The sequence below is a fragment of the Bradyrhizobium agreste genome (assembly GCF_016031625.1).
GTDB lineage: Bacteria > Pseudomonadota > Alphaproteobacteria > Rhizobiales > Xanthobacteraceae > Bradyrhizobium > Bradyrhizobium agreste.
On record NZ_JACCHP010000011.1, the window covers coordinates 93732 to 118257 of the forward strand.

Here is a 24526-nt window from a genome sequence, read left to right on the forward strand (position 1 = left end):
CGTCTGACCGAGCCTTTGTTTTGAACTGCGCGATAGTCACGCGCGCGTGGCGTCCACCGGCTCGAATGCGAGTCCATCTGCGCTTATTTTACATTTGTCTTAACTCGGGATGGTTCAGGCCGTGGGCGGCTGAACCCCTGAAGCGAGGCAAGGGATGGGCACTTCAATGATGACCTGGGCCAGCATCCGACAGAACCCCGGCGTGCCGCGCCGTGCACTCCGAGCGACGCGTGACCAGTGCGATGACCGCGTTCATGTCGAGAAGCATTTCCTCATCGCATCGCCTGATCGCGATCGGAGCGCGCCTGCTTCTCAGGCTGCTCCCGGCCCTCGGCCATGAAGTCCGGGCTGAAGCCGCGCGCAACGGCCGCGCGAAGCGACATCCAGGGGCCAGCGGCGTTCTGCCTCGGGCGGAGGATCACGGCATCACCTTCGCGGGAGACCTCCACTTCGTCGACCGAAAAACGGCAATCCTCCGGCAGCCGGACGGCTTGAGAATTGCCTGACTTGAACACCTTGACGATGTCGGGCATGGCCACCTCATGTGTATGCTAGAACGTATATGCGCAGCGCTAAGGGATGCAAGGAGCGACGATCCTACGAGCTGTTTTTCATCTTTGCGAAAGGACACTCCAGGAAGCGTCGGGCAAAACACCGCTACGCCCGTCAACCCCTCCTTGCGAAAATATTCCACTTTCCCGAATTTCGGATTTATGGCATAGAACGCTCATCCCGGCCCTGCCAGAGGGCGCTTCGCGATCGTCACGAGACGTGGGCCGGGCTGCGGTGGACGCGGCAGCGCTGGCGCGAAAGGCGGTGACAGGGGCGGGTAACCGTGAGTCATGCGCATCGCGATACGACACGGCGCCGTCAAAGCGGTTTTGGTCGTCACCGGAGGCGAGCACACGCGAGCTTCCGGCGATCAGGCCAAACCGTCCGCGTACGGAGAAGTCGTGTGGTCCCGACGCCCGGGGTTCTGGCGTCAAGGCTCGCGGTGATGCGGCGGCCCGACCGGGTACGCGCATCGATCAGCCGCGAGGCGACGGGGGCAATAGTGCAACGCTCCCCGAGGAGAGCACGAAGGACACCGTTAAAACCATCCGCGCAGGGAAGGCCGGGCGACCGGCATCACCTGTGATCCACCCCGTGTGCGTTTTTGATGCATACGGACCGCGGGTGCCGTCGGCGCCTGGCCTTCCCTGCGCCTTCTGGTCTTAAGAGGGCGAAACGAACAGCAAAGCTCGGGCAAGAGAAGTCGCGAGAACGCCCAAGTGTGTCTGCGAGAAGAGAGCGCTGATCGAGAGGAGCAGGCCAGTGCCACACACTCCGTCATTGCAAGCGCAGCGAAGCAATCCAGAATCTTTCCGCGGAGGCAGTCTGGATTGCTTCGTCGCAAGAGCTCCTCGCAATGACGGCGTGGAGAGAGCGAGCAACACACTCGCGTCTCCTGCCCCGGACGCAGCGCAGCGTCCCTTCGACGATTCGCTGCAGAGCCGGGGCCCATGCATCGACACGGCACGCGGCTGCTGGGTCCCGGCTCTGCGCAGCAGCGCAAAGGGCGCTGCAGCGCGTTCGGGACACGAACCGCCGGCACAACGGCCCACAAACGAAAAAGCCCGGTCGCGGGGCGACCGGGCTTCGTCGTGAGATTTGATCGTGCGCGCTTACGCCGCCGTCGAAGCCTTCTCCGCGGCTTTCGCCTGCGCCGCGGCGGCCTCATCCCGGCGAATCTCCGACAGCTTCTTCTGCACCTGCTCGGAGAAGATGTACTGCGCCGGGCGCTGCTTGCTGAGGTCGATCTCCGGTGCCATCGGGCCGCTGGTCCGCACGCCGCGCAGTGCCACCCACATCGCCTTCAGCGGGTTGTTGAGCGCGGCCGTCGCGGCCGTGGGCTCGTAGCCGCAATGGGCCATACAGTCGGCGCACTTCTCGTACTTGCCGGTGCCGTAGGAATCCCAGTCGGTGGTCTCCATCAGCTCCTTGAAGGTTTTGGCGTAGCCTTCACCGAGCAGGTAGCAGGGCTTCTGCCAGCCGAAAATGTTGCGCGCGGGCATGCCCCACGGCGTGCACTCGTATTCCTGGTTGCCGGCGAGGAAGTCCAGGAACAGGCCGGAATGCATGAAATTCCACTTCTTGCCCTTGCCAAGCGCAAAGACGTCGCGGAACAGCTTCTTGGTCTTGGTGCGGTTGAGGAAGTGCTCCTGGTCCGGCGCGCGCTCATAGGCGTAGCCCGGGGACATCGAGACGCCGACACCGAGCTCGGTGGTGAAGTCGAGGAATTTGGCGATCTCCTCGGCCGGGTGGCCGTCGAAGATGGTGGCGTTGACGTTGACGGTGAAGCCGCGCGCCTTGGCCGCCTTGATCGCCGACACCGCGCGGTCGAACACGCCCTTCTGCGACACCGCCTTGTCGTGATGGTCGCGCAGGCCGTCGAGATGCACCGAGAAGAACAGATAGGGCGAGGGCTCGAACAGATCGAGCTTCTTCTCCAGCAGCAGCGCGTTGGTGCAGAGCGAGACGAACTTCTTGCGCGCCACGAGGCCGCGCACGATCTCGCCGATCTCCTTGTGGATCAGCGGCTCGCCGCCGGGAATGGCGACCATCGGCGCGCCGCACTCGTCGGCCGCGTCCCAGCACTCCTGCGCGGTCATGCGGCGGTTGAGGATCGCATCGGGATAATCGATCTTGCCGCAGCCGACGCAGGCGAGGTTGCAGCGGAACAGCGGCTCCAGCATCAGCACGAGCGGATAGCGCTTGCGGCCAAGCAGTTTCTGCTTGAGCAAATAGCCGCCGATACGCATTTCCTTGAAGAACGGGATAGCCATTACAAGTTTCTTTCTGGGCTTTTGAATTCGGATGGGTCAGCTCGCGGCCAGTTGGGCCGGAAGCCGGAATTCGATGTTTTCCTCGCGACCCGGCAACACCTGGACCTTCACCGGTCCGATCCGCCGCATCGCTTCGATCACGTCATCCACGAGTACCTCGGGCGCCGAAGCGCCGGCCGTGATGCCGACGGTCCTCGCATCCTTCAACCACTCCGGATTGAGCTCGCTGCCGTCGGCAATCAAATAACTCGCGACGCCGGCTTCAGTGCCGATTTCGCGGAGCCGGTTCGAGTTCGAGCTGTTGGCAGCGCCCACCACCAAGATCACGTCGACCAGCTTGCTCAAGTCCCTTACCGCAGATTGGCGGTTCTGTGTCGCATAGCAGATATCCCGGATATCCGGACCTTGAATATCTGTAAAGCGGGCTTGCAGGGCCGCGATGATGTCCTTGGTGTCGTCGACCGACAGGGTGGTCTGGGTGATGTAGGCCACTGGCGTATCCGCCGGCAGGGTCAGCGCGTTAACTTCTTCAACGCTCTGGACCAGCTGCACCGGCCCCGGGACCTGGCCCATCGTGCCCTCGACCTCGGGGTGGCCGGCATGGCCGATCAGGATCAGGGTGCGGCCTTTGCCGACGTAGCGCTTCCCCTGATTGTGAACTTTCGTGACCAGCGGGCAGGTGGCATTAAGCACCGGAAGATCGCGCGCGGCGGCCTCTTCCTCGACGCTGCGGGCGACGCCATGGGCGCTGAACACCGTCACCGCCTTCGGCGGAACCTCGGAGAGTTCCTCGACGAAGATGGCGCCTTTGGCCTTCAGGCTCTCGACGACGTACTTGTTATGCACGATCTCATGGCGCACGTAGACGGGCGGGCCGTACTTCTCCAGCGCCCGCTCCACGATCTCGATCGCACGCACCACGCCCGCGCAGAAGCCGCGCGGTTGCGCCAGATAAACTTCCATTGGACGCCCATCACGCAAGTTGCACCAATCCGCTGTCTAAGTCCCCAAGCGGCACTCCGATACTGACCAATGAGTTGCAATATCCGCACCATTGGTCCGCACCTGCGGTAGCTGCCCACCCCTGTGGGCCGCTCAGGCGCATGGAGGCGCAATACTTTGTGTCAAAAAATCGGCAGAATGGAAAGGTGGAACCGCCGGCGGAGGGTTTCTGAGGTATTGTAGTAGGGCGTGCCGCGTGCCTGCGTACGCGACATTCCTGCGTAGTCCTTCGTCACTTTCCCGCCTCAACTCCCCGGCTATACCAGCGGCCCGCATGATTTTGCCACGGTCTGCCGCCGTTTACCTCGAACCTTCCGGCGGCAAGAACCACCCAAAACAGCAATAGGTTTCGCCCGGGAACTCCGATAAACAGCGGGCGTTTCCGGCAAGCTGTTAAACGCAGAAAGAAAAGAAGTGCTGCAAAGCGTCGTCGTTGCCATCGTCAGGGCCTGCACCCGGTTTGCCTCCCTCGTCGTCGTTCTCGGGCTCCTGCTGTCGGTGGGGGCGAGCTATTACGCTGCGCGCCACTTCGCCATCAACACCGACATCAACTCGCTGATTGCCCAGAATCTGGACTGGCGCCAGCGCGATCAGCAATTCGATCGTGCCTTCGACCGCGATGCGACGATCACGGCGGTGGTCGAGGCCAAGACCCCGGAAATGGCGAGCGCGGCGTCGGACGCGCTCTACGCCAAGCTGAAGGACGACAAGACCAACTTCCAGTCCATGCAGCAGCTCGGCAGCGGCGAGTTCTTCGAGAAGAACGGCCTGTTGTTCCTGCCGACCGAGGAGGTCGGCAAGATCACCGGCCAGTTCGAATCCGCAGCGCCCCTGATCGAGATCATGGCCGGCGATCCCTCGATCCGCGGCCTCACCGGGGCGCTGGAGACGGGCCTTGCCGGCGTCAAGCGCGGTCAGGTCAAGCTCGACAACACCGCGCGGCCCTTCAACCTGATCGCGCAGACGGTCGAGACCGTGCTCAACAAGGGCAATGCCGGCTTCTCCTGGCGCGAGCTCGTCAGCGACGAGCCGCTCAACGATTCGGACAAGCGCACCTTCATCGAGTTCAAGCCGATCCTCGACTACAACGCGCTGGAGCCGGGCAAGGCCGCGACCGATGCGATCCGCAAGGCTGCTGCGGATCTGGACTTCCCGACCAAATACCAGGCCCGCGTGCGGCTGACCGGCCCGGTCCCGATCGCCAACGAGGAATACGCCACCGTCCAGGAGGGCGCCGTCGTCAACGGCGTCGGCACGGTTCTCGTCGTGCTGCTGATCCTGTGGCTGGCGCTGCATTCGGCGAAGATCATCTTCGCGGTCTTCGTCAATCTCTTCGTCGGCCTCGCGATCACGACGGCCGCCGGCTTGATGATGGTCGGCTCGCTCAACCTGCTGTCGATCGCCTTCGCGGTGCTGTTCGTCGGCTTGGGGGTCGATTTCGGCATCCAGTACAGCGTCCGCTACCGCTCCGAGCGCTACAAGCACGACAACCTCGCCGGTGCGCTGGTGCTGGCGGCCAAGCGCTCGGCGGTGCCGCTGTCGCTGGCGGCAATGGCCACCGCGGCGGGTTTCCTCTGCTTCATGCCGACCGACTACAAGGGCATCTCGGAACTCGGCCAGATCGCCGGCGTCGGCATGCTGGTGGCGTTCCTGTCCAGCATCACCGTGCTGCCGGCGCTGCTCAAGCTTCTGAATCCGCCCGGCGAGCCGGAACCCGTCGGCTACGCGTTCCTGGCGCCGCTCGATCACTTCCTGGAGAAGCATCGGGTGCTGATCGTCGGCGGCACGCTGCTGCTCGCGCTCGGCGGCCTGCCGCTGCTCTACTTCATGAAGTTCGACTTCAACCCGATGAACCTGCGCAATCCGCGCGCCGAGTCGATCGCGACCTTCCTCGATTTGCGCAAGGATCCGAACACCGGGGCCAATGCGGTCAACGTGATGACGACGTCGGAAGAGCAGGCGAGGCAGGTCGAGGCGAAGCTGGAGAAGGTGCCCGAGGTGCTCAGGGTGATGTCGCTCGACAGCTTCGTGCCGCAGGACCAGCCGCCGAAGCTGAAGCTCATCGCGCAGGGCGCCAAGGTGCTGAATCCCGCGCTCAACCCCGATCAGATCGATGCGGCGCCGACGGACCAGGAGAATGTCGAAGCGCTGAAATCTTCGGTCGACAATCTGCGCCGGACTGCGGGTGACGCGAAGGGCCCGGGCGCTGTCGCCTCGCGCCGTCTTGCCGACGCGCTCGAGAAGCTCGCCAATGGCGATGAGGCCACGCGCAACAAGGCGCAGGACGTGTTCGTCGCGCCGTTGAAGATCGTGTTCGACCAGCTCAGGAACGCGATGCACGCAGGTCCCGTCACCCTGAGCTCGCTGCCGCCCGATCTCGTCAGCGCCTGGAAGAGCAAGGATGGCGTCATCCGCGTCGAGGCGCTGCCCAAGGGCGATCCCAACGACAATGACACGCTGCGCAAATTCGCGGCGGCGGTGCTCCAGGCCGAGCCGACTGCGATCGGCGGGCCGGTCTCGATCCTGAAATCCGGCGACACCGTGGTGAAGGCGTTCATTCACGCCGGCATCTATGCGCTGCTGGTGATCGGGCTCCTGCTCTGGATCACGCTCCGCCGCTTCGTCGACGTGCTGATGACGCTGGTGCCGCTGCTGGTCGCCGGCGCGGTGACGCTGGAGATCTGCGTGTTGATCGGCCTGCCGCTCAACTTCGCCAACATCGTCGCGTTTCCGCTTCTGCTCGGCGTCGGCGTCGCCTTCAAGATCTATTATGTCGTGGCCTGGCGCTCGGGCAGGACGAACCTGCTCCAGACCAGCCTGACGCGCGCGATCTTTTTCAGCGCGCTGACGACCGCGACCGCGTTCGGCAGCCTGTGGCTGTCGAGCCATCCCGGCACGTCCAGCATGGGCAAGCTGCTGGCCCTCTCGCTGGTGACGACGCTCGCCGCCGTGCTGCTGTTCCAGCCGGCCCTAATGGGCAAACCCCGCAATCTCAGGGAGTAGGCAGATGTCGCCGACCGGGTCGGCGGCGCCCTTCTGACCGGGCTTGGCTGCGCCGGCGGACTTGGGAGCTGCGGGCGCAGGCGTGGTGGCGCCGGTCGGGGCTTGGGCTGTTCCTTGGGCTGCTTGGGCCCCTTGCGGCTTCGGCGCAGTGCTGCTGGATTTCGCCCCGCCCTTGGCCATGGCATTGGCAGGGTTGGAGGGGATCGGCGGGCCGACCCGGGTCCAGGTTTCGCCGCCGCAGAGGAAGCCCATGACGCAGCCCTTGATCTCGAGCTGGTCGGGACCGACCGGCGTGATGGTCGCGCTGTAGAGCTGGCCGTCCTTGGCGTTGTAGACCTGTCCTTCCCACTGATCGACGCCGGGCTTCTTCTTCATGTCGATCAGGGTTGCCATGCCGAGTGTCGGCCTGTTCTTTTTCGAGACATCCGGATTGTTCTGGTCGCGCCCGCCGGGCTGCTTTTCCCAGGAAACCGCGCCCCACATGCTGCCATAGCATTGGGCGACGCGGATGTTGGCAACGCCGTCGGCGACCCGCCAGTCGCCGGTCGGATCCGCGGCGAGGGCTGGCGTCAGGCCGGCGTAACCGCCAGCCAGTATTAGTCCGGTGTAAAGGGCCAAACGCATGAGTGTTCCTTGGCAGTGCAACATGGTCTAAAGCTGTGCTTGCGAAGATGGTCCGAAAAAGGGCAAAAGGCCGCACAGACCGTTTTCAGTAACGCTCCGTTTTCAGTTGACGAGACGGCCCTCAAGCGAAGTATGTAGCGGATGCACAGCCCAAATCCAGACATGTCTCAGCTATTCGCGGACCGTCAGGCCCAGCGCAGCACCCTGCATAACCGTTATCTGAACGAGCAGTTCGTTCGGGTCCTCAAGACCATCGGCTACGATGTCGGCTTCCAGAAGGGGCAGGGGCAGTACCTCTACGACCGCGAGGGCGCGCGCTATCTCGACCTGTTGTCCGGCTTCGGCGTATTTGCGATCGGGCGCAATCATCCCGTCATGCGCGAGGCGCTCAAGAGCGTGCTCGATGCCGACCTGCCCAACCTCGTCCAGTTCGACGTCTCGACGCTCGCCGGTGTGCTGGCCGAGCGCCTCCTGAAATACGTTCCCTATCTCGACAAGGCGTTCTTCGCCAATTCCGGCGCCGAATGCGTCGAGGCCGCGATCAAGTTCGCGCGTGGCGCGACCGGGCGTCCCGGCATCGTCTATTGCGCCCACGGTTATCACGGCCTGACCTACGGCGCGCTGTCGCTGACCGGCGATGCCAATTTCCGCACCGGCTTCGAGCCGCTGCTGCCGGGCTGTACCCCGATCCCGTTCAACGATCTGGCGGCGCTGGAAAAGGCGCTGGCCTCGCGCGAGGTCGCGGCCTTCGTGGTCGAGCCGATCCAGGGCAAGGGCGTCAACATGCCCACCGACGAGTTCCTGCCCGGCGCGGCCGCGCTCTGCAAGAAATACGGCACGCTGTTCGTCGCCGACGAGATCCAGACCGGCATGGGCCGCACCGGCCGCTTCCTCGCGGTCGAGCACTGGAACGTCGAGCCCGACATGGTGCTGCTGTCGAAGTCGCTGTCGGGCGGCCACGTGCCGGTCGGCGCAGTGCTGACGCGGAAGAGCATCTTCGACAGGATCTTCAACCAGATGGACCGCGCGGTGGTGCACGGCTCCACCTTCTCCAAGAACGACCTCGCCATGGCCGCGGGCATCGCCACGCTCGATGTCATGGAATCGGAGAAGCTGATCGATGCGGCCGCCAAGCGCGGCGCCGAGTTGCGCCTCGCGCTGACGCGCATGGTGCCCGGCTACGAGCTGCTCAAGGAAGTCCGCGGCAAGGGCCTGATGATCGGCATCGAGTTCGGCCCCCCGAAGTCGCTGCGCCTGCGGGCCTCCTGGAACGTGCTGGAGACCGCCAACAAGGGCCTGTTCTGCCAGCTCATCACCGTGCCGCTGTTCAAGGATCACAAGATCCTGACGCAAGTCGCCGGCCACGGCAGCCACACCATCAAGCTCTTGCCGCCGCTCACCATCACCGAGGAAGACTGCGCCTGGATCGAGCGCGCCTTCGACGACGTCATCGCCGGCAGCCACAAGGTCCCCGGTGCGATCTGGTCGCTCGGCAAGACGCTGGTGGACAACGCGGTGAGAAGGTCGGCGTAGGCCGATCGCTCAGGCTGCCCTGAGCTTGTTCACGGTCTCGTTGCGCTCGAGCACCTTGCCGAGATCGCGTCTGGCGATCTGGTCGCGTTGATCACATCCTCCAGCGTGCCGAGCGTGTTGGGATTGGCCGGCTTGTCGAAGCCGACATGGCTGTCGCTGATCTGGAGGAAGCTCATGCCGGGCGCGGCCGCGGTCGCGGCCTCAGCGACATCGATGATGCCGAGCGAGCGCGGCCCGCCGCCCGCGAAAGACCACACCTAGGGCGCAGTGGTCTTCGGCTTGGGAACGAACTGCACAAAGCGTACTGATACGGCGGCCGGCTTTGCACGTTCCTGGATGCGATTGGCGAGGTTCAAGGCATCTTCGCCGTGGCCAGAGACAGGCCGAAGCACCAGGCGGTCGGCTGTGTCCTCGGTGAATGAGACGTCGGAAGCATTCGGAGACAGAAGGTTCATCACCCTTCCGCGCTGATCAGGGGTGTCGAACTCGACGCGCACCTCTGGCATCGCCACGACGACGGCTTTGTCACGCCTGTACACGGGTTGAAGAGCACCGGCCTCTTGAAGTCGCTGAATGGTGTCGGGAGTCAACGACGAGCGCGACGTCACGAGGACGCCTGCTCCTGCGCGCACCGCAGTACCCGGGGAAGCACTGACCTTGGCGTCCAGTCCTGCCTCTTTGGCGGCGGCTTGGTCCACCGCCACGTGCTCTTCGTCCGGCTCCAAGTTCACCTTCTTGCCGGCGGCATAGTAGTATGCGCTCATATGGCGAGTATACAGCCTAATGACGTTACGGGCCATGGGGTGGATCGGCGCCACCCCGCACTGTGATTTCGGCCTCTACTTCTTTTTGGCTGCTTTCTTGGCCTTCTTCTTGGCCTTCTTTGCCTGCTTCTTGGCCTTTTTTCCAGCTGGCTTGACAGCTTGGGGCTCTCCGGCGACTTTTGCGGCTGCCACCGCACGTCCGACGTCGAGCCTGCCCCAACCCAGCTCGGGCGTCCAAGTGGTTTGGCCTTGGATCTTCTTTGCGGTCGTTCCGAGCAAATTGCGGATGCTACTAGCGCTGAGCGCGGGGTTCGCGCTGATCATCAAGGCCGCGGCGCCAGCAACCGCTGGCGTTGCGGAAGAGGTTCCGTTGAAGGTCTTTGTGAAATCGCCGGGATCGTAGCCTGCGGGCCCGGAGATATCGGTGGTCCAGATGAAGACACCCGGGGCGAGCAGCTGCATGGTTGCGCCATAGCTTGAGCCCCACCAATTTTCTCCGTCGGAGGAGGTTCGCGTCTTGCGCTTGTCGTCGGGATTGGAGGCGCCGACCGTGACATACCCAGGTAGGTTGCCGGGGAAGTCGATCGGGTTCTGGAAATTACCTGCCGCGATGGCAACCACGGCACCTAGCCCATCGCGCCCTTGAGTTCGCGCACGCGCGAAGGCGCGACTGATTGCGTCACTCGGAGCGCCGCCACCCCAGGAATTCGAGAGTACCGCAGCGCCCTGCCGCCAACACCAATCGATGGCATCCGCAGTCGCGAAGTCGTCGAAAATCCAATTCCCGCTGCCGTCATCCATGGCAATGCGTGCTGCGATGAGGGAGCAATTCGGAGCGATGCCCGGGTAAGTGTCGTCCCGTGACAACACAATGCCTGCGCATGCGGTGCCATGTGCGTCGTTACCGGCGGGCGTGGCCGAGTTGCCATTGCTTCCGATGAAATCTCTCTCCGCAACCACCGCTGCTTTCAAAGAGGGGTGGGCAGTATCCACCCCTTCGTCGAGCACGGCGACTCTTACATCGGCGCTGCCACGGGTGATGGCCCATGCGGCCGCCACACCGATCTTGTTATGAGACCAGGCCCTGGTCGGTGCCGATTTGTTGATGGGGGAAATGCGTCGAACAAAATTGGGCGTAGCAGATCCTATTTCCCGTTTTGTAAGAAGTTCAACGAGGCTAAACACTTGCTCGACGGACTCGACGCGCAGGAGCACCTTGCCATCGAGGCCTTCCTCGATCACGGTTGCTCCAAAGGCCTTCGCTGCCGCAAAATCAGCTTGCCTCAAACCTTCGGCGATCACAGTCTGCGTCAGAAGCGTTTGCGTGGATGAGGTGGAGATCGGTGACATAGCGCCGCGCCTCGTTCCATGGTTGGGACGCGCTGCCACTTGGGCTTGGACGACAGCAACACTTCCCAGATCGGAGATGCGTGATCGCAGAACTGATGAAGCGCCGACGGCCTGTTCAATAGCTCGGGTATAGGCCGGAGCCGAAATACGAGCCGCTCGCCTTCCGGCAGCAGCAGGGAGCGGGACATCGCCCCCACCAAGACCGCCAAGTTGAACTAGCGTCACCTCGTGCCACACTCCGAGCGCTTTATACCGAAGCATCTTGCATCTCCGCGATCTGTCGGTCGGTTGACATCAAATCGGCGATAACTCGAGCGATCATGTGGCTCGCACGCGAATAGAACTTCGCGAGTTCGGCTTAACCCTTGCGTTGAACAAGAAGTCGCCACCCACAAAGCGTGTGCTTTTGCAGGCCTACGTGACCGAAAGAGCAGTAGCGACAAGGTGTCGCGCCACGTCCTTCTGCGGACAGACTGCCGCCGCTGTCCTTACGGCCAACAACGCATCTGGAATTTCTTTCTAGAGGTCGAGAATATCCCTATTTTTTTAGAATTAACCGGTGTGCAATCAATTCCGAAAATTCAAAATTCAACTACTAGTATATCACGCATGATCGATCAGAACAGCGTTTTCTCACCGGATTCAGACCCAGCGAAGATTCGCATCTTGATCGAGAAATGAGAGTCTCGGGCCAACTCGCTCATCGATTGTTTCGCTTCGCTGAAGGTAAGCTTCCATTGATCGAGCATCGTCTTCAAGTCGGCGCGCCGCGACCACGCGGGCTCGATCTGTTCTTCAACCAGTGAAGTTCGATTCCGTGATGACGAAGCGACGAGCTAGCGGTCGTTCGCCGCGAATATTCGCAAGGCGTCGAGCAAAGGCGTTGGATTTTCCTGGCCGGCGCAATGGCCGACTCCGGCAAAACTTCTCTCGCTGACTTGCGGGATCAGCGCCGCGGCGCGCGCCTCCGTGTAGGTCGAGGCAAGCTCGCGCGCGACCTTGTCCCAAACGTCGCCCGCGAAGCCGGTGCCGTGTACGAGCAGGGCAGGCGGCTTGCCGCTCTCGCCCCACTGCATCATGGCGATCTCTGCGTCGGCGGGGCCGATTGAAAAGCGCTGACCGATCATGATGGCTGGATACTACTTCGCATCCTCCAGGATCATCGTCGCGCCCTTTTCCGCGATCATCGCCGTCGGTGTGTTGGTGTTGCCCGAGGTGATCGTCGGCATGATCGAGGCATCGACGATGCGCAAGCTTCCGAGGCCATAGAAGCGCAGGCGCTCATCCACAACCGACATCGGATCGTTCGCCGTGCCCATCTTGGCGGTGCCGACGGGGTGGAAAATCGTGGTGCCGATATCGCCGGCGGCCTTTGCCAGCGAGGCGTCGTCATCGCCGACCGTCGGCCCCGGCAGGTATTCGCTAGGTCGGTATTTGGCGAGCGCCTTCTGCTGCATCAGGCGGCGCGTGGTGCGAATGGCGTCCGCGGCGACCTGGCGGTCGTCGTCGGTCGACAGGTAATTCGGCGCAATGATCGGCTTCTCGTCGGGGCTCGCCGAACGGAGCCGCACGGTGCCGCGCGAGGTCGGCTGCAGATTGCAGGCGCTGACGGTGATCGCAGGGAAACGATGCAGGGGATCGCCGAACTTGTCGAGCGACAGCGGCTGCACGTGGAACTGGATGTTGGCGCGGGCGCGCGTGGCATCGGAGCGCGTGAAGATGCCGAGCTGCGACGGCGCCATGGTCAGCGGACCGCGACGGCGGAAGGCGTAGTCGAGCCCCATCAGGCCGCGGCGGAACAGATTGTAATAGGTCTCGTTCAGCGTGCGCACGCCCTCGACCTTGTAGATCGCGCGCTGTTGCAGGTGATCCTGCAGATTGCGCCCGACGCCGGGCTTGTCCATGACGATGTCGATGCCGAGCGGCGACAGCCAGTCGGCAGGGCCGATGCCGGAGCGATGCAGCACCTGCACCGAACCGATGGAGCCTGCCGAGAGCACCACCTCGCGCTTCGCGCGCGCCTCGGTGATCTCGCCGTTCCGGATGAAGCGCACGCCGACGGCGCGGCCCTGCTCGACGATGAGGCGGTCGACCAGCACGTGCTTCTCGAGCCGCAGGTTCGGACGCCTCAAGGCGGGCTTGAGGAAGCCGCGCGCCGAGGACCAGCGCCGGCCGCGCTTCTGGTTGACGTGGAAATAGCTGGTGCCTTCGTTGTCGCCGGTGTTGAAATCCGGGATGCGCTTGATGCCCATCTCCTCGGCGGCGTCGCCGACCGCGTCGAGAATGGCCCATGACAGCCGCGGTGCCTCGATGCGCCAGCCGCCGCCGGCGCCGTGATGCTCGCTGGCGCCGAGGAAGTGATCCTCCAGCCGCTTGAACAGCGGCAGCACGTCGTCGTAGCCCCAGCCGGTCAGCCCAAGCTGGCGCCAATGATCGTAATCGGCGGCCTGTCCGCGCATCGAGATCATGGCGTTGATCGACGAGCAGCCGCCGATCACCTTGCCGCGAGGATAGGCTAGCGAGCGGCCGTTCAGGCCGGGCTCGGCCTCCGTCTTGAACATCCAGTCCGAACGCGGATTGCCGATGGCGAAGAGATAGCCGACCGGGATGTGGAACCAGATCCAGTTGTCGTCGCCGCCGGCTTCGAGGATGAGAACGCGGTTGCCTGGGGCAGCCGACAGCCGGTTGGCAATGATGCAGCCCGCGGTGCCGGCTCCGACGACAATGTAGTCAAACTCACCTTCAAGCCGTCTCGGCATTTCTGCTTCCACCCGAATGGTCTCTTTGCTTTCCGTCTATTAGGCAGACGCAGCCGACCGGGACAAGCCCGGCCATGCCGGGTGATCAGGGCTAGACCCCGATTGCCGGCGGTTGGGTGGACCGACGCTTGCATGGTAGACAGTCCTGCATTTCCAACAGCTCGAGACCTTCCATGCCCATCGTGAACCGCGTCGCCGACCTCCAACTCGATATCCAGGCCTGGCGGCGGGACATCCATCAGCATCCCGAGCTGCTGTACGATGTCCACCGCACCGCAGCATTCGTTGCGGACCGGTTGCGGGAGTTCGGCTGCGACGAAGTCGTGACGGGCCTCGGCCAGACCGGCGTCGTCGGCGTGATCAAGGGCAACAAGCCCGCCGGCGAGGGGCTCAAGGTGATCGGCATGCGTGCCGACATGGACGCACTGCCGGTCGAGGAGCAGACCAAGCTACCTTACGCCTCCAAAATCCCCGGCAAGATGCACGCCTGCGGCCATGACGGCCACACCGCGATGCTGCTCGGGGCGGCCCGTTATCTCGCCGAGACGCGCAATTTTGCCGGCGATGCCGTGGTGATCTTCCAGCCGGCCGAGGAGGGTGGCGCCGGTGGCGCGGCCATGGTCAAGGACGGTCTGATGGAGCGCTTTGGCATCGAGCAGGTCTACGGCATGCACAACGGACCGGGCATCCCGGTCGGCTCGTTTGCGATCCGGCCCGGCCCGATCATGGCATCGACCGACGAGGTCGACATCATGATCGAGGGCCTCGGCGGCCACGCCGCGCGTCCGCACAAATGCGTCGATTCCGTTCTCGTGGGTGCGCAGCTGATCACTTCCTTGCAGTCGATCGTCTCTCGCAGCGTCGATCCCCTGGAATCGGCGGTGATCTCGATCTGCGAATTCCACGCCGGCAACGCCCGCAACGTCATTCCGCAGACCGCGACGCTGAGAGGCACCATCCGCACGCTGACGCCGGAGGTGCGCAAGCTGGTCGAGAAGCGTGTCCATGAGGTCGTGGCCGGCGTCGCTCAGATCACCGGCGCAAAGATCGATCTGCACTACAAGCGCGGTTATCCCGTCGTGAACAATCATGCCGCGGAGACCGAGGTGGCACGGCGCATCGCCACGCAGGTCGCGGGCGAGGCCCATGTGCACGAGATGGCGCCGCTGATGGGCGGCGAGGATTTCGCCTACATGCTGGAAGCGCGACCCGGCGCCTTCATCTTCTGCGGCAACGGCGACAGCGCCGGCCTGCATCACCCCGCCTACAATTTCAACGACGAGGCGATCGTCTATGGCACGTCCTATTGGGTGAAGCTGGTCGAGGAGCAGCTGGCGGCGTCGTAAAGCGTCTGAGTCGTCATTCCGGGATGGTCCGAAGGACCAGACCCGGAATCTCGAGATTCCGGGTTCGATCCTGCGGATCGCCCCGGAATGACCCTGCAAATGTAAATGGCCGGGCGCAAGCCCGGCCATACGCTTTTCAGTTTGCCGGTCGGCTCAGAACATCCGCGAGAAGATCACGTAGAGCGTGGCCGACAGCATGATCGCGCAGGGCAGCGTCAGCACCCAGGCCATCAGCAGGTTGCGGATCGTCGACCATTGCAGGCCCGAACCGTTCGCCGCCATGGTGCCGGCGACGCCCGACGACAGCACATGCGTGGTCGAGACCGGCAGGCCGAACACGTCGGCCGCACCGATCGTGGCAGCGGCCACGAGCTCGGCGGACGCCCCTTGCGCGTAGGTGAGATGGCTCTTGCCGATCTTCTCGCCGACCGTGATGACGATGCGCTTCCAGCCGATCATGGTGCCGAGGCCGAGCGCGATGGCGACCGCGATCTTCACCCAGTTGGGGATGAACTTCGTGGCGGCGTCGAGCGAGCCCTTGTAGGCATTCAGGGTCGCGATCTCCTCCTTGTTGAGATCGTTCTCCTTGTCCTTCATCAGGAAGCGGATCGCTTCGGAGGTCATGTACATGTCGTTGCGGGTGTTGCCGACGGCTTCCGCCGGCACCTTGTTCAGCGTGCCGTATTTGGCGACCTGATCGCCGACGTCCTTCACCAGCACGGCGAGCGAGGGATAGGTGCCCTCGTTGATGTGGCGCAGCGTGATGTACTGCGTCACGGCAGGGCGGGGATCGCCGATGATGCTGTGGCCGGCGCCCTTGGCCGAGATCACCTTGGATGCGGCCTCGGAAGTCTTCTGGAACTGGGCGACCTGGGATTCCGGCAGCGCGCGGTTGAGCGCATAGGCCGTCGGCACGGTGCCGATCAGGATCAGCATGATCAGGCCCATACCCTTCTGGCCGTCGTTCGAGCCGTGCGCGAAGCTGACGCCGGTGCAGGTCGCGATCAAGAGGCCGCGGATCCACAGCGGCGGCGCCTTGTTGCCTTCGGGCGCGGAATAGAGCGCCGGGTTGCGCACGATGAACTTGAGCAGCAGCAACAGCGTGGCGGCGCAGATGAAGCCGAACAGGGGCGACAGCAGCAGCGCGTAGCCGATCTCGGTCGCCTTGGTCCAGTCCACGCCCGAGGTGCCGTCGCGGCCGCGCATGACGGCGTTGGCGACGCCGACGCCGATGATCGAGCCGATCAGCGTGTGCGAGGAGGAGGCGGGCAGGCCGAAGAACCAGGTGCCGAGGTTCCACAGGATCGCGGCGATCAACAGCGCGAACACCATGGCGAAGCCGGCGCTGGAGCCGACCTGCAGGATCAGCTCGACTGGCAGCAGCGACACGATGCCGAAAGCGACCGCGCCGGAGGACAAGAGCACGCCGAGGAAGTTGAAGAAGCCCGACCACATCACTGCAACTTCGGCCGGCAGCGAATGGGTGTAGATGACGGTGGCCACCGCGTTGGCGGTGTCGTGGAAGCCGTTGACGAACTCGAAGCCGAGCGCGATCAGCAGCGCAACGAACAAGAGGATGTAGGGCAGGTAGGTCGTCACCCGCGTGCCGGTGGCGTTGATGTCGACATAGATGCTGTAGGCGACGAACAACAGGCCCGCAGCGAGGATGCCGAAGAACAGGATCATCGTCAGCGGATTGAAGCCCTTGTCGAGATTTGGCCGCGAGGCCGGCTGGACAGGCGCGGGATCGGCTACCGCGCGGTCGAATGCAACATCGGTCATGTGGACGCCCCTTAACTTTCAGGTAAGGGTATTGTCCGCGATGGATTTGAAGGCCGGATGACAAGCGCCGGTTGAAAAGTGCCTTCTTGCCAGTATTTAGGCGGCGCGCGCGGCCTTCCTCTGCAAGGTCGCGGCGATCTTCAGATCTTCGACAAAGCGCTGATATTCCAGCACCTTGGATTCCGGATCGGGCAGCCGCAGCAGATAGGACGGGTGCACCGTCACCAGCGCCTTGCGGCCGTCGGGAAGGTCGATGAGGCGGCCGCGGTTCTTGCCGATGGGAGTGATCTTGCCGAACACGCTCTGTGCGGCGGTGGCGCCCATCGCCACGATGAGGTCGGGCTGGATTGCCGAAACTTCCCGCTCATACCATTGCCGGCACGCCCGGATCTCGGGTGTGTTCGGCTTCTGGTGCAGACGGATCTTTCCGCGCGGTACGAATTTGAAGTGCTTCACCGCGTTGGTGACATAGACCTTCTTGCGGTCGACGCCGGCCTCCTCCAGTGCCCGGTCGAGCATTTGCCCGGCCGGGCCGACGAAGGGATGACCGGCAAGATCTTCCTTGTCGCCCGGCTGCTCGCCGACCAGCATGATGTTGGCGTTCTTCGGCCCCTCGCCGAACACGGTCTGCGTGGCGTCCTTGTAGAGATGGCAGGCGCGGCAATGCGCGGCCTCCTCGCGGAGGGTTTCGAGATCGTCGGCAGCTGATTTTCGTCTCATGACGGTTTCCGTATGTGGGGAGATCCGTCCGCCGGTCCAGCGTTCGGCATCGGCGAGCAGAGGTCCAAGTATCGAAGCGTCCTCGAGGTTCCTCCGGCGTTTCAAAGGCGCGTCGGGCCTCGTCAGCCGGTCGGGCTGAAAATGACACCGCCAGGTTTCTTCCAGTCGGCCGGGGGCCGGCCACTCTGTCCGGCTGATCCCAGGCGTAAAGGAGATCGCATGACCGTCCCAATGGGCACAAACGTCAGGCGTGAGGATTGACCAGGGCATGTCGGCATAACGACGCGCGAAGAACGGCGCGGCGAATGCAACGATATGATGCTCCGGCTCGAACCAGGCGGCGTAATGCGCCTTCTGCTCGCGCCCGATCTCGCGGAAGCGGACGAGATCGCGCATCCGCTGCGCATCGCGCTGCACCGCGCCCGCCATCGTGGTTGCCTGCGCCACGTCGGAATCACTCATCGTTGCGAGCAGGCCATGATCGGCCTTCAACCGCCAGAGCAGGCGATAGAGCAGGGCAAAACGCTCGTCGTCGCGATGCAGGATCGCGATGCGGGCAAGTTCGATGAAATTGGCCGGCACGGTGAACGTGCTCTCGGTCTCGATCGGCGGAAGGCTCGGCGGCTCGGACAGGCCGGGCCCGTGGTCTTTCGTTTGGCCTTGCACGTGCCACACCACGTCGGCCGGGGCCACGTGATGCAGTGCGAATGTGCGTGCGGCTTTACGCCAGCCATCGAAATCGGTCTCGTTATCCAGGGTGACGAGGTACATGGCACTCGAATCCTCTTGATTCCGCTCATGAATCCGACAGCGCGCCAATTCGATTGACTCTCCGGCCACTGTTAGCTTTATATTAGAACATATCATGAACAAATGAGCCAGTCGCCGGTTCTTCTTTTGAAGACCACGGCATCAATCTCTAAAGGAGCGGCGAGCATGAGCGGCGCACGTATGAGCGCGCTTGCGGTCCTGCGCGGCCAGATCGAGCGCATCGAGACGGCCGAGGTCGTGCATCCGCGCGATTGCATCGCGCTCGGCCACAGCGAGGCCGACAGCGCGCTGAAGGGCGGGCTCGCGCGCGCGGCGATCCACGAGGTGTTTTGTGAGGGGCGTCAGGGCGCGGCCGCGACGGGCTTTGTCATGGGCCTTGCGGGACGCGTGAGCGCGCGCCGGCCGCTATTGTGGGTGCGGCAGGATTTTTCGGAAATTGAAACCGGCGCGCTGTCGATGAGCGGGCTGGCCGAGCTCGGCCTCGATCCGCGCCGTGTGGTGATGGTGCGCGCCGCCGATGTCGAGAGCGCGCTGCGCACCTCGGCCGATGCGCTCGCCTGCGATGCGCTGGGCGCCGTCGTGCTCGAGCTCTGGGGCGAGATCAGACAGTTCGATCTGGTGGCGAGCCGCAAGCTGACGCTGGCTGCGCAAGGCTCGGGCGTTACCGGCCTCTTGCTGCGGATGGCCGCGCAGCCGCTGCCCTCGACCGCGGAGACCAGGTGGATGCTGCGTGCGGCGCATTCGCCGCCGGGCTCAGCATGGGATGCCTGGGGCGCGCCGGTGTTCGATGCCGAGCTCTTGCGCAATCGTCATGGCCCGTGCGGCCGGTGGATCATGGAATGGAATTGTGATGAGTGCCAGTTCAGTGAACCGTCGACGTATCCTCAGCCTGTGGCTGCCGCGCCTGCCCATCGACAGGATCCAGCGGTTCTTCAACAGCGCCGGGCTGGGTAAGACCAATCATGAGCCAAGCATCGTTGTCATCAAGGACAACAATGCGCTGGTGATCCATGCGCTGGACGAGGCCGCCGAGCGCCTCGGCCTGTATATCGGACAGCCGCTGGCCAATGCGCGGGCGATGTGCCCGGACTTGCGTGTGTTCGACGCCGATACCGTGGCCGATGCGAAGACACTCAGCGATATCGCCGACTGGTGCGATCGCTTCACGCCGCTGGTGGCGCTCGATCCGCCGCACGGGCTGTTCCTCGATATCACCGGCTGTGCGCATCTGTTCGGCGGCGAGGCCGCGTTGTTGCGGACATTGGTCCGTGCATTAGCCCGCCAGGGCTTTGCCGTCAGCGCGGCGATCGCCGGCACCTCGATCTGCGCCCGCACGCTGACGCGGCAGGCATCCGGCACCATCGTCGCTGATGGCGGAGAGGTGGAGGCGATCAGGTCGTTTCCAGTTTCCGCGCTCGGTGCGGGCGAGGCCATCGCCACCGGCCTGCGCCGCGCCGGGCTGAAGACCATCGGCGATGTCGCCTCGCGCGCGCCGGGCGAGATCACGGCGCGGTTCGGCGCGCGCTTTTCCACGCTGCTCGCACATGCGCTGGGGCAGGGCGATGCGCCGATCAGCCCGCGCAAACCGCTGCCCGATTACATCGTCGAGAAGCGCTTTGCCGAGCCGATCGCGACCGACACCATGATCGCGATGACACTGTCGCGGCTCGCCGACACGCTTGTTACGTCCATGGAGAAGCAGGGCAAGGGCGCGCGGCGGCTGGAAGCGGCCTTCTTCCGCACCGACGGTGTGGTGCGTACGATCACGGTCGAGACCGGACGTCCCGTGACGCGAAGCGCCGTGGTCGACCGCCTATTCCGTGAGCGCCTCGATGCACTCGCCGATCCCCTCGATCCCGGCTTCGGCTTCGACATGGTGCGGCTGTCGGCGAGCCGCACCGAGATCGTGGTGCAGGAGCAGCGCGATCTCGATGCCCATGTCCACGACAATGACGAGCTCGCCGCGTTGATCGACCGCATCGCCGCGCGCATCGGGGGAAAACGCGTCGTCGTGCACCTGCCGCAGGACACGCATATTCCCGAAAGCGCGGTGCTGGCCACATCGGCGCAGCATCATCTCGCTGCTGCCATGCTGGCCGAATGGCCGGCGCGCGTCGCGAGCGAGCCGCCGCTGCGTCCCTTGCGGCTGTTCGACAAGCCGGAGCCAATCAAGGTGCCGTTCGCGACCGTGCCCGACGGCCCGCCGCATCAATTCACCTGGCGCCGCGCGCTGCATTCGGTGGTGCGGGTGGAAGGGCCCGAGCGCATCGCGATGGAATGGTGGCGGCAGGACGGCAAGCAGCTGACACGGGATTATTTCCGCATCGAGGATGCCGAAGGCCTGCGCTTCTGGATCTTTCGCGACGGTCTCTATGAAGGCGAGGTGTTCGACGGCGACGGCAAGCCTGCGTCTCCCGGCTGGTATGTGCACGGTCTCTTCGCATGAATACGTTTAGCTATGCCGAGATCGGCATCACCACGAACTTCTCCTTCCTGCGCGGCGGCTCGGATCCGCGCGCCTATGTGCATCAGGCGAGCAAGCTCGGGATTTCCGCGATCGGCATCGCCGACCACAATACGCTCGCCGGCGTGGTGCGCGCCTACCAGGAGCTCGACAATGACGAGGTGCTGCACAAGCCGAAACTGTTGATCGGCGCCCGCATCGTCTTCGTCGACGGCACGCCCGACATCCTGGTCTATCCACGCGACCGCGCAGCCTATGGCCGGCTGTGCCAGCTCCTCACAAGGGGCAAGCGCGGCGACGACATCACGCGCATCGAGAAGGGCGAGTGTCATCTCAGGCTTGACGATCTCCTGGAATTCTCGGAAGGCCAGCTCCTGGTCCAGACGCTGCCGCATCGTTTCGAGCCGGCGCGGGCGCTGGATGTCCTCGCAAAGCTCAAAGCCAGTGGCGCCGATGGCGTGTGGCTGGCGGCGAGCCTGCTCTATCGCGGCGACGACAAGCGTCGCCTCTCGCGGCTCGATGATCTCGCCGCAAAAGCCAAGGTGCCGCTGCTCGCGACCAACGAGGTGCTCTATCACGATCCCGGCCGCCGTCCGCTTCAGGACGTGCTGACCTGCATCCGGGAAAAGACAACGATCGAGGCGATTGGGCGGAAGCTCGAAGCCAATGCCGAGCGCTTCCTGAAGACGCCACGCGAAATGGCGCGGCTGTTCCGCGATTTTCCTGATGCGATCGCGCAGACCATGCGCTTTGCGGACGCAATCGAATTCTCGCTCGACCAGCTCAAATACCAATATCCCGACGAGCCGGTGCCGCCGGGCAAGACCGCGCAAGGTCATCTGGAGGATCTGACCTGGGCGGGCGTCGACAAGTATTTCGGCGGCAAGATCGACGACAAGCTGCGCGCGACCTTGAACAAAGAGCTCGCGCTGATCGCCGAGCTGAAATACGCGCACTACTTCCTCACCGTGCACGACATCGTCCATTACGCGCGCAGCCAGAACATTTTGTGCCAGGGACGGGGATCGGCGGCGAACTCGGCCGTCTGCTACGTGCTCGGCATCACCTCGGTCGACCCGACCAAGGTGGATCTCTTGTTCGAGCGCTTCATCTCCAAGGAACGGCTCGAGCCGCCCGACATCGACGTCGATTTCGAGCATTCGCGCCGCGAGGAGGTGATGCAATATGTCTACCGCCGCTACGGCCGCCACCGCGCCGCGATCATCGCCACCGTCATCCACTACCGCCCGCGCAGCGCCATCCGCGACGTCGGCAAGGCGCTCGGCCTGACCGAGGACGTCACCGCCGCGCTTGCCGACACCGTCTGGGGCAGCTGGGGCAAGGGCCTCAACGACATGCAGGTCCGGCAGGCCGGGCTCGATCCCGGCAATCCCATGATCAATCTCGCGGTCGAGCTTGCGACCGAGCTGATCGAATTCCCGCGTCATCTGTCCCAGCATGTCGGCGGCTATGTCCTGACGCAGGACCGGCTCGACACCTATGTGCCGATCGGCAATGCCGCGATGGACGACCGCACCTTCATCGAATGGGACAAGGATGACGTCGATGCGCTGAGCATGATGAAGGTCGACGTGCTCGCCCTGGGCATGCTGACCTGCATCAGGAAATGCTTCGATCTGATCGACCAGCACAAGGGTGAGCGTCTTGTGCTGGCGAGCGTCCCGCAGGACGACCCCAAGGTTTACGACATGCTGTGCCGCGGGGAATCGCTCGGCGTGTTCCAGGTCGAGAGCCGCGCCCAGATGAACATGCTGCCGCGGCTGAAGCCGCGTACCTTCTACGATCTCGTCATCGAAGTCGCGATCGTGCGGCCCGGGCCGATCCAGGGCGACATGGTGCATCCGTACTTGCGGCGGCGGAACGGGCTCGAGCAGGTGAGCTATCCTTCGCCGTCGCCGGAGCATGGCGACAAGGACGAGCTCTACAAGGTGCTGCACAAGACGCTCGGTGTTCCGCTGTTCCAGGAGCAGGCGATGCGCATTGCGATCGAGGCCGCACATTTCACCTCCGAGGAAGCCAACGGCCTGCGCCGCTCGATGGCGACCTTCCGCAATGTCGGCACCATCGGCCAGTACGAGGAGAAGCTGATCGGCAACATGGTCGCCCGCGGCTACGATCCCAACTTCGCCAAAAGCTGCTTTGACCAGATCAAGGGATTTGGCTCCTACGGCTTTCCGGAGAGCCATGCCGCGAGCTTTGCACAGCTGGTCTACATTTCTTCGTGGCTGAAGCACTACCATCCCGACGCCTTCTGCTGCGGTCTGTTGAACTCGCAGCCGATGGGCTTTTATGCGCCGGCGCAGATCGTCGGCGATGCCCGCAAAAACGGCGTCGAGGTGCGCGACATCGACGTGTCCTACAGCTTTGCGCAGAACACGCTGGAGAACACTGACGGAAAATATTGCGCCGTGCGCCTCGGCTTCCGTCAGATCGACGGATTCCATTGGCTGGATGAAGACGAGGAACGCCTGAAGCGCTCTCAGTCGTCATTCCGGGGCGCGCGTAGCGCGAACCCGGAATCCATCGAGCCGCATACGCCTGGAGAAATGGATTCCGGGTTCGTCGCTGACGCGACGCCCCGGAATGACAGTGAAAAGGACTGGGCCGACCGCATCGTCGCCGCGCGCAACCGTCGTCCCTTCACCTCGCTGGAAGATTTCGCCCGCGACACCGGCCTGCCCAAGCGCGCGCTGATCCTCTTGGCGGATGCCGACGCGTTCCGTTCGCTCGGGCTCGACCGCCGCGAGGCGCTGTGGCAGGTGCGGCGGCTGCCCGACGACGTGCCGCTGCCGCTGTTCGAGGCGGCGACCGCGCGCGAGCAGCCGGACGAAGGCGCAAAACCGCTGCCGGCGATGCCGCGCGCCGAGCAGGTGGTCGCGGACTACCAGACCATCCGCCTGTCGCTGAAGGGCCACCCGATGGAATTCTTGCGCGAGATGTTGACGCGCGAGCGTATCGTCGCCTGCAAGGAGATCAGCCATGAGAACGAGCGGCGCCGCGTCCGCTGCGCCGGCGTGGTCCTGGTCCGGCAGCGCCCGGGCAGCGCCAGCGGCGTTGTGTTCATGACGCTGGAGGACGAGACCGGCATCGCCAATGTCGTGGTCTGGCCCAAGATCATGGAGCAGTATCGGAAAGAGGTGATGGGCGCGCGCCTCATCCTGGTCGAAGGCTACATCCAGAGCAGCCCGGAGAAGGTGACGCACCTGATCGCCCAGCGCATGGTCGACCGTTCGCACGATCTGGTCGGCCTCGCCAACGACGCGCTCGGCCGCAAGCATCCGGTGCCGGCAGGAGCCACCGTCGTCGAGCCGCTCAACGAAGACCCCCGCGCCCTCGCGGATAGCCCAGCGCAAAAAATCCGCCACCCTCGCAACGTCCGCATCCTGCCGCCGTCGCGGGATTTCCATTGAGGGGAAGGTGCGGGATGCGGCAAAGCCGCAATGACGAGTTTTGTTGCGCGATTGGGCCCGTCACTAACAGTCGTCATGCCCGGGCTTGACCCGGGCATCCACGTCTTTCCGAACGTGCGGCGGCGCGTGGATGGCCGGGTCAAGCCCGGCCA

At 64.0% G+C, this 24526-nt stretch carries 16 protein-coding genes and 1 pseudogene; 6 read left to right on the forward strand and 11 right to left on the reverse strand.

Annotated features, from left to right (window positions below):
* Nucleotides 1–272: 272 nt before the first annotated feature.
* From HZZ13_RS17425 to ispH, 3 genes are all read right to left on the reverse strand, one after another.
* On the reverse strand, nucleotides 273–533 hold the full coding sequence (locus tag HZZ13_RS17425) for an antitoxin (protein ID WP_197960782.1): 261 nt from the start codon (nucleotides 531–533) through the stop codon (nucleotides 273–275).
* Between the two features lie 1131 nt (nucleotides 534–1664).
* A complete protein-coding gene (hpnH, locus tag HZZ13_RS17430) occupies nucleotides 1665–2825 on the reverse strand; it encodes an adenosyl-hopene transferase HpnH (RefSeq protein WP_197960783.1) in 1161 nt (386 codons plus the stop codon).
* A 36-nt stretch (nucleotides 2826–2861) separates the two neighbouring features.
* Nucleotides 2862–3788, reverse strand: a complete 927-nt coding sequence (gene ispH / locus HZZ13_RS17435; protein ID WP_197960784.1) for a 4-hydroxy-3-methylbut-2-enyl diphosphate reductase — start codon at nucleotides 3786–3788, stop codon at nucleotides 2862–2864.
* Between the two features lie 453 nt (nucleotides 3789–4241).
* Here ispH and hpnN point away from each other — a divergent pair, with 453 nt between their 5' ends.
* Complete coding sequence (gene hpnN / locus HZZ13_RS17440) at nucleotides 4242–6830, forward strand: hopanoid transporter HpnN (protein WP_197960785.1); 2589 nt, start codon at nucleotides 4242–4244, stop codon at nucleotides 6828–6830.
* Here the strand turns inward: hpnN and HZZ13_RS17445 are convergent.
* The gene (locus HZZ13_RS17445; RefSeq protein ID WP_197960786.1) at nucleotides 6798–7454 is read right to left on the reverse strand and encodes a DUF2147 domain-containing protein; all 657 of its coding nucleotides are present in this window, start codon (nucleotides 7452–7454) and stop codon (nucleotides 6798–6800) included. The two genes, hpnN and HZZ13_RS17445, sit on opposite strands and share 33 nt — an antisense overlap.
* A gap of 141 nt (nucleotides 7455–7595) precedes the next feature.
* On the opposite strand from HZZ13_RS17445, the gene hpnO reads away from it, so the two are divergent.
* A complete protein-coding gene (gene hpnO, locus HZZ13_RS17450; protein WP_197960787.1) occupies nucleotides 7596–8987 on the forward strand; it encodes an aminobacteriohopanetriol synthase HpnO in 1392 nt (463 codons plus the stop codon).
* 86 nt (nucleotides 8988–9073) lie between these two features.
* On the opposite strand, the pseudogene HZZ13_RS17455 reads toward hpnO, so the two are convergent.
* From HZZ13_RS17455 to HZZ13_RS17475, 5 genes and pseudogenes are all read right to left on the reverse strand, one after another.
* Nucleotides 9074–9244, reverse strand: a pseudogene (locus HZZ13_RS17455) (metallophosphoesterase); the annotation flags it as partial.
* The gene (locus tag HZZ13_RS17460) at nucleotides 9245–9787 is read right to left on the reverse strand and encodes a hypothetical protein (protein WP_197960788.1); all 543 of its coding nucleotides are present in this window, start codon (nucleotides 9785–9787) and stop codon (nucleotides 9245–9247) included.
* A 39-nt stretch (nucleotides 9788–9826) separates the two neighbouring features.
* On the reverse strand, nucleotides 9827–11101 hold the full coding sequence (locus tag HZZ13_RS17465) for a S8 family serine peptidase (protein WP_197960789.1): 1275 nt from the start codon (nucleotides 11099–11101) through the stop codon (nucleotides 9827–9829).
* Between the two features lie 836 nt (nucleotides 11102–11937).
* Nucleotides 11938–12228, reverse strand: coding sequence for an alpha/beta fold hydrolase family protein (locus HZZ13_RS36845; RefSeq protein WP_246504459.1), 291 nt, complete (start codon nucleotides 12226–12228; stop codon nucleotides 11938–11940).
* Nucleotides 12229–12240: 12 nt separating this feature from the next.
* A complete protein-coding gene (locus HZZ13_RS17475; protein ID WP_197960790.1) occupies nucleotides 12241–13860 on the reverse strand; it encodes a GMC family oxidoreductase in 1620 nt (539 codons plus the stop codon).
* A gap of 173 nt (nucleotides 13861–14033) precedes the next feature.
* On the opposite strand from HZZ13_RS17475, the gene HZZ13_RS17480 reads away from it, so the two are divergent.
* Nucleotides 14034–15206 carry a M20 aminoacylase family protein gene (locus HZZ13_RS17480; protein WP_197960791.1) on the forward strand — a complete coding sequence of 391 codons (1173 nt, stop codon included), beginning with the start codon at nucleotides 14034–14036 and terminating at the stop codon, nucleotides 15204–15206.
* Nucleotides 15207–15359: 153 nt separating this feature from the next.
* On the opposite strand, the gene HZZ13_RS17485 is transcribed toward HZZ13_RS17480, so the two are convergent.
* Both HZZ13_RS17485 and HZZ13_RS17490 read right to left on the reverse strand, forming a co-directional pair.
* A complete protein-coding gene (locus tag HZZ13_RS17485; RefSeq protein ID WP_197960792.1) occupies nucleotides 15360–16988 on the reverse strand; it encodes an inorganic phosphate transporter in 1629 nt (542 codons plus the stop codon).
* Nucleotides 16989–17084: 96 nt separating this feature from the next.
* On the reverse strand, nucleotides 17085–18479 hold the full coding sequence (locus HZZ13_RS17490) for a UdgX family uracil-DNA binding protein (RefSeq protein WP_197960793.1): 1395 nt from the start codon (nucleotides 18477–18479) through the stop codon (nucleotides 17085–17087).
* 165 nt (nucleotides 18480–18644) lie between these two features.
* On the opposite strand from HZZ13_RS17490, the gene HZZ13_RS17495 reads away from it, so the two are divergent.
* Genes HZZ13_RS17495 through HZZ13_RS17505 form a run of 3 tightly spaced genes read left to right on the forward strand, consistent with a single transcriptional unit; the run spans nucleotide 18645 to nucleotide 24374 of the window.
* The gene (locus HZZ13_RS17495) at nucleotides 18645–19433 is read left to right on the forward strand and encodes an ImuA family protein (protein WP_197960794.1); all 789 of its coding nucleotides are present in this window, start codon (nucleotides 18645–18647) and stop codon (nucleotides 19431–19433) included.
* A complete protein-coding gene (locus HZZ13_RS17500) occupies nucleotides 19330–20925 on the forward strand; it encodes a Y-family DNA polymerase (RefSeq protein ID WP_197960795.1) in 1596 nt (531 codons plus the stop codon). The genes HZZ13_RS17495 and HZZ13_RS17500 overlap by 104 nt, the downstream gene beginning before the upstream one ends.
* Entirely contained in the window at nucleotides 20922–24374 is a 3453-nt protein-coding gene (locus tag HZZ13_RS17505) for an error-prone DNA polymerase (protein ID WP_197960796.1), read from the forward strand. Before HZZ13_RS17500 ends, HZZ13_RS17505 begins: the two co-directional genes overlap by 4 nt.
* Nucleotides 24375–24526: the final 152 nt, after the last annotated feature.

Bases quoted from the DNA above. Each gene is read 5' to 3' on its own strand.
- HZZ13_RS17480 (WP_197960791.1), top strand. From the start codon at position 14,034: ATGCCCATCGTGAACCGCGTCGCCGACCTCCAACTCGATATCCAGGCC.
- HZZ13_RS17460 (WP_197960788.1), bottom strand. From the start codon at position 9,787: ATGGCCCGTAACGTCATTAGGCTGTATACTCGCCATATGAGCGCATAC.
- HZZ13_RS17500 (WP_197960795.1), top strand. From the start codon at position 19,330: ATGAGTGCCAGTTCAGTGAACCGTCGACGTATCCTCAGCCTGTGGCTG.
- HZZ13_RS17445 (WP_197960786.1), bottom strand. From the start codon at position 7,454: ATGCGTTTGGCCCTTTACACCGGACTAATACTGGCTGGCGGTTACGCC.
- HZZ13_RS17495 (WP_197960794.1), top strand. From the start codon at position 18,645: ATGAGCGGCGCACGTATGAGCGCGCTTGCGGTCCTGCGCGGCCAGATC.
- HZZ13_RS36845 (WP_246504459.1), bottom strand. From the start codon at position 12,228: ATGATCGGTCAGCGCTTTTCAATCGGCCCCGCCGACGCAGAGATCGCC.
- HZZ13_RS17490 (WP_197960793.1), bottom strand. From the start codon at position 18,479: ATGTACCTCGTCACCCTGGATAACGAGACCGATTTCGATGGCTGGCGT.
- hpnO (WP_197960787.1), top strand. From the start codon at position 7,596: ATGCACAGCCCAAATCCAGACATGTCTCAGCTATTCGCGGACCGTCAG.
- HZZ13_RS17475 (WP_197960790.1), bottom strand. From the start codon at position 13,860: ATGCCGAGACGGCTTGAAGGTGAGTTTGACTACATTGTCGTCGGAGCC.
- ispH (WP_197960784.1), bottom strand. From the start codon at position 3,788: ATGGAAGTTTATCTGGCGCAACCGCGCGGCTTCTGCGCGGGCGTGGTG.
- HZZ13_RS17505 (WP_197960796.1), top strand. From the start codon at position 20,922: ATGAATACGTTTAGCTATGCCGAGATCGGCATCACCACGAACTTCTCC.
- hpnH (WP_197960783.1), bottom strand. From the start codon at position 2,825: ATGGCTATCCCGTTCTTCAAGGAAATGCGTATCGGCGGCTATTTGCTC.
- HZZ13_RS17485 (WP_197960792.1), bottom strand. From the start codon at position 16,988: ATGACCGATGTTGCATTCGACCGCGCGGTAGCCGATCCCGCGCCTGTC.
- HZZ13_RS17425 (WP_197960782.1), bottom strand. From the start codon at position 533: ATGCCCGACATCGTCAAGGTGTTCAAGTCAGGCAATTCTCAAGCCGTC.
- HZZ13_RS17465 (WP_197960789.1), bottom strand. From the start codon at position 11,101: ATGTCACCGATCTCCACCTCATCCACGCAAACGCTTCTGACGCAGACT.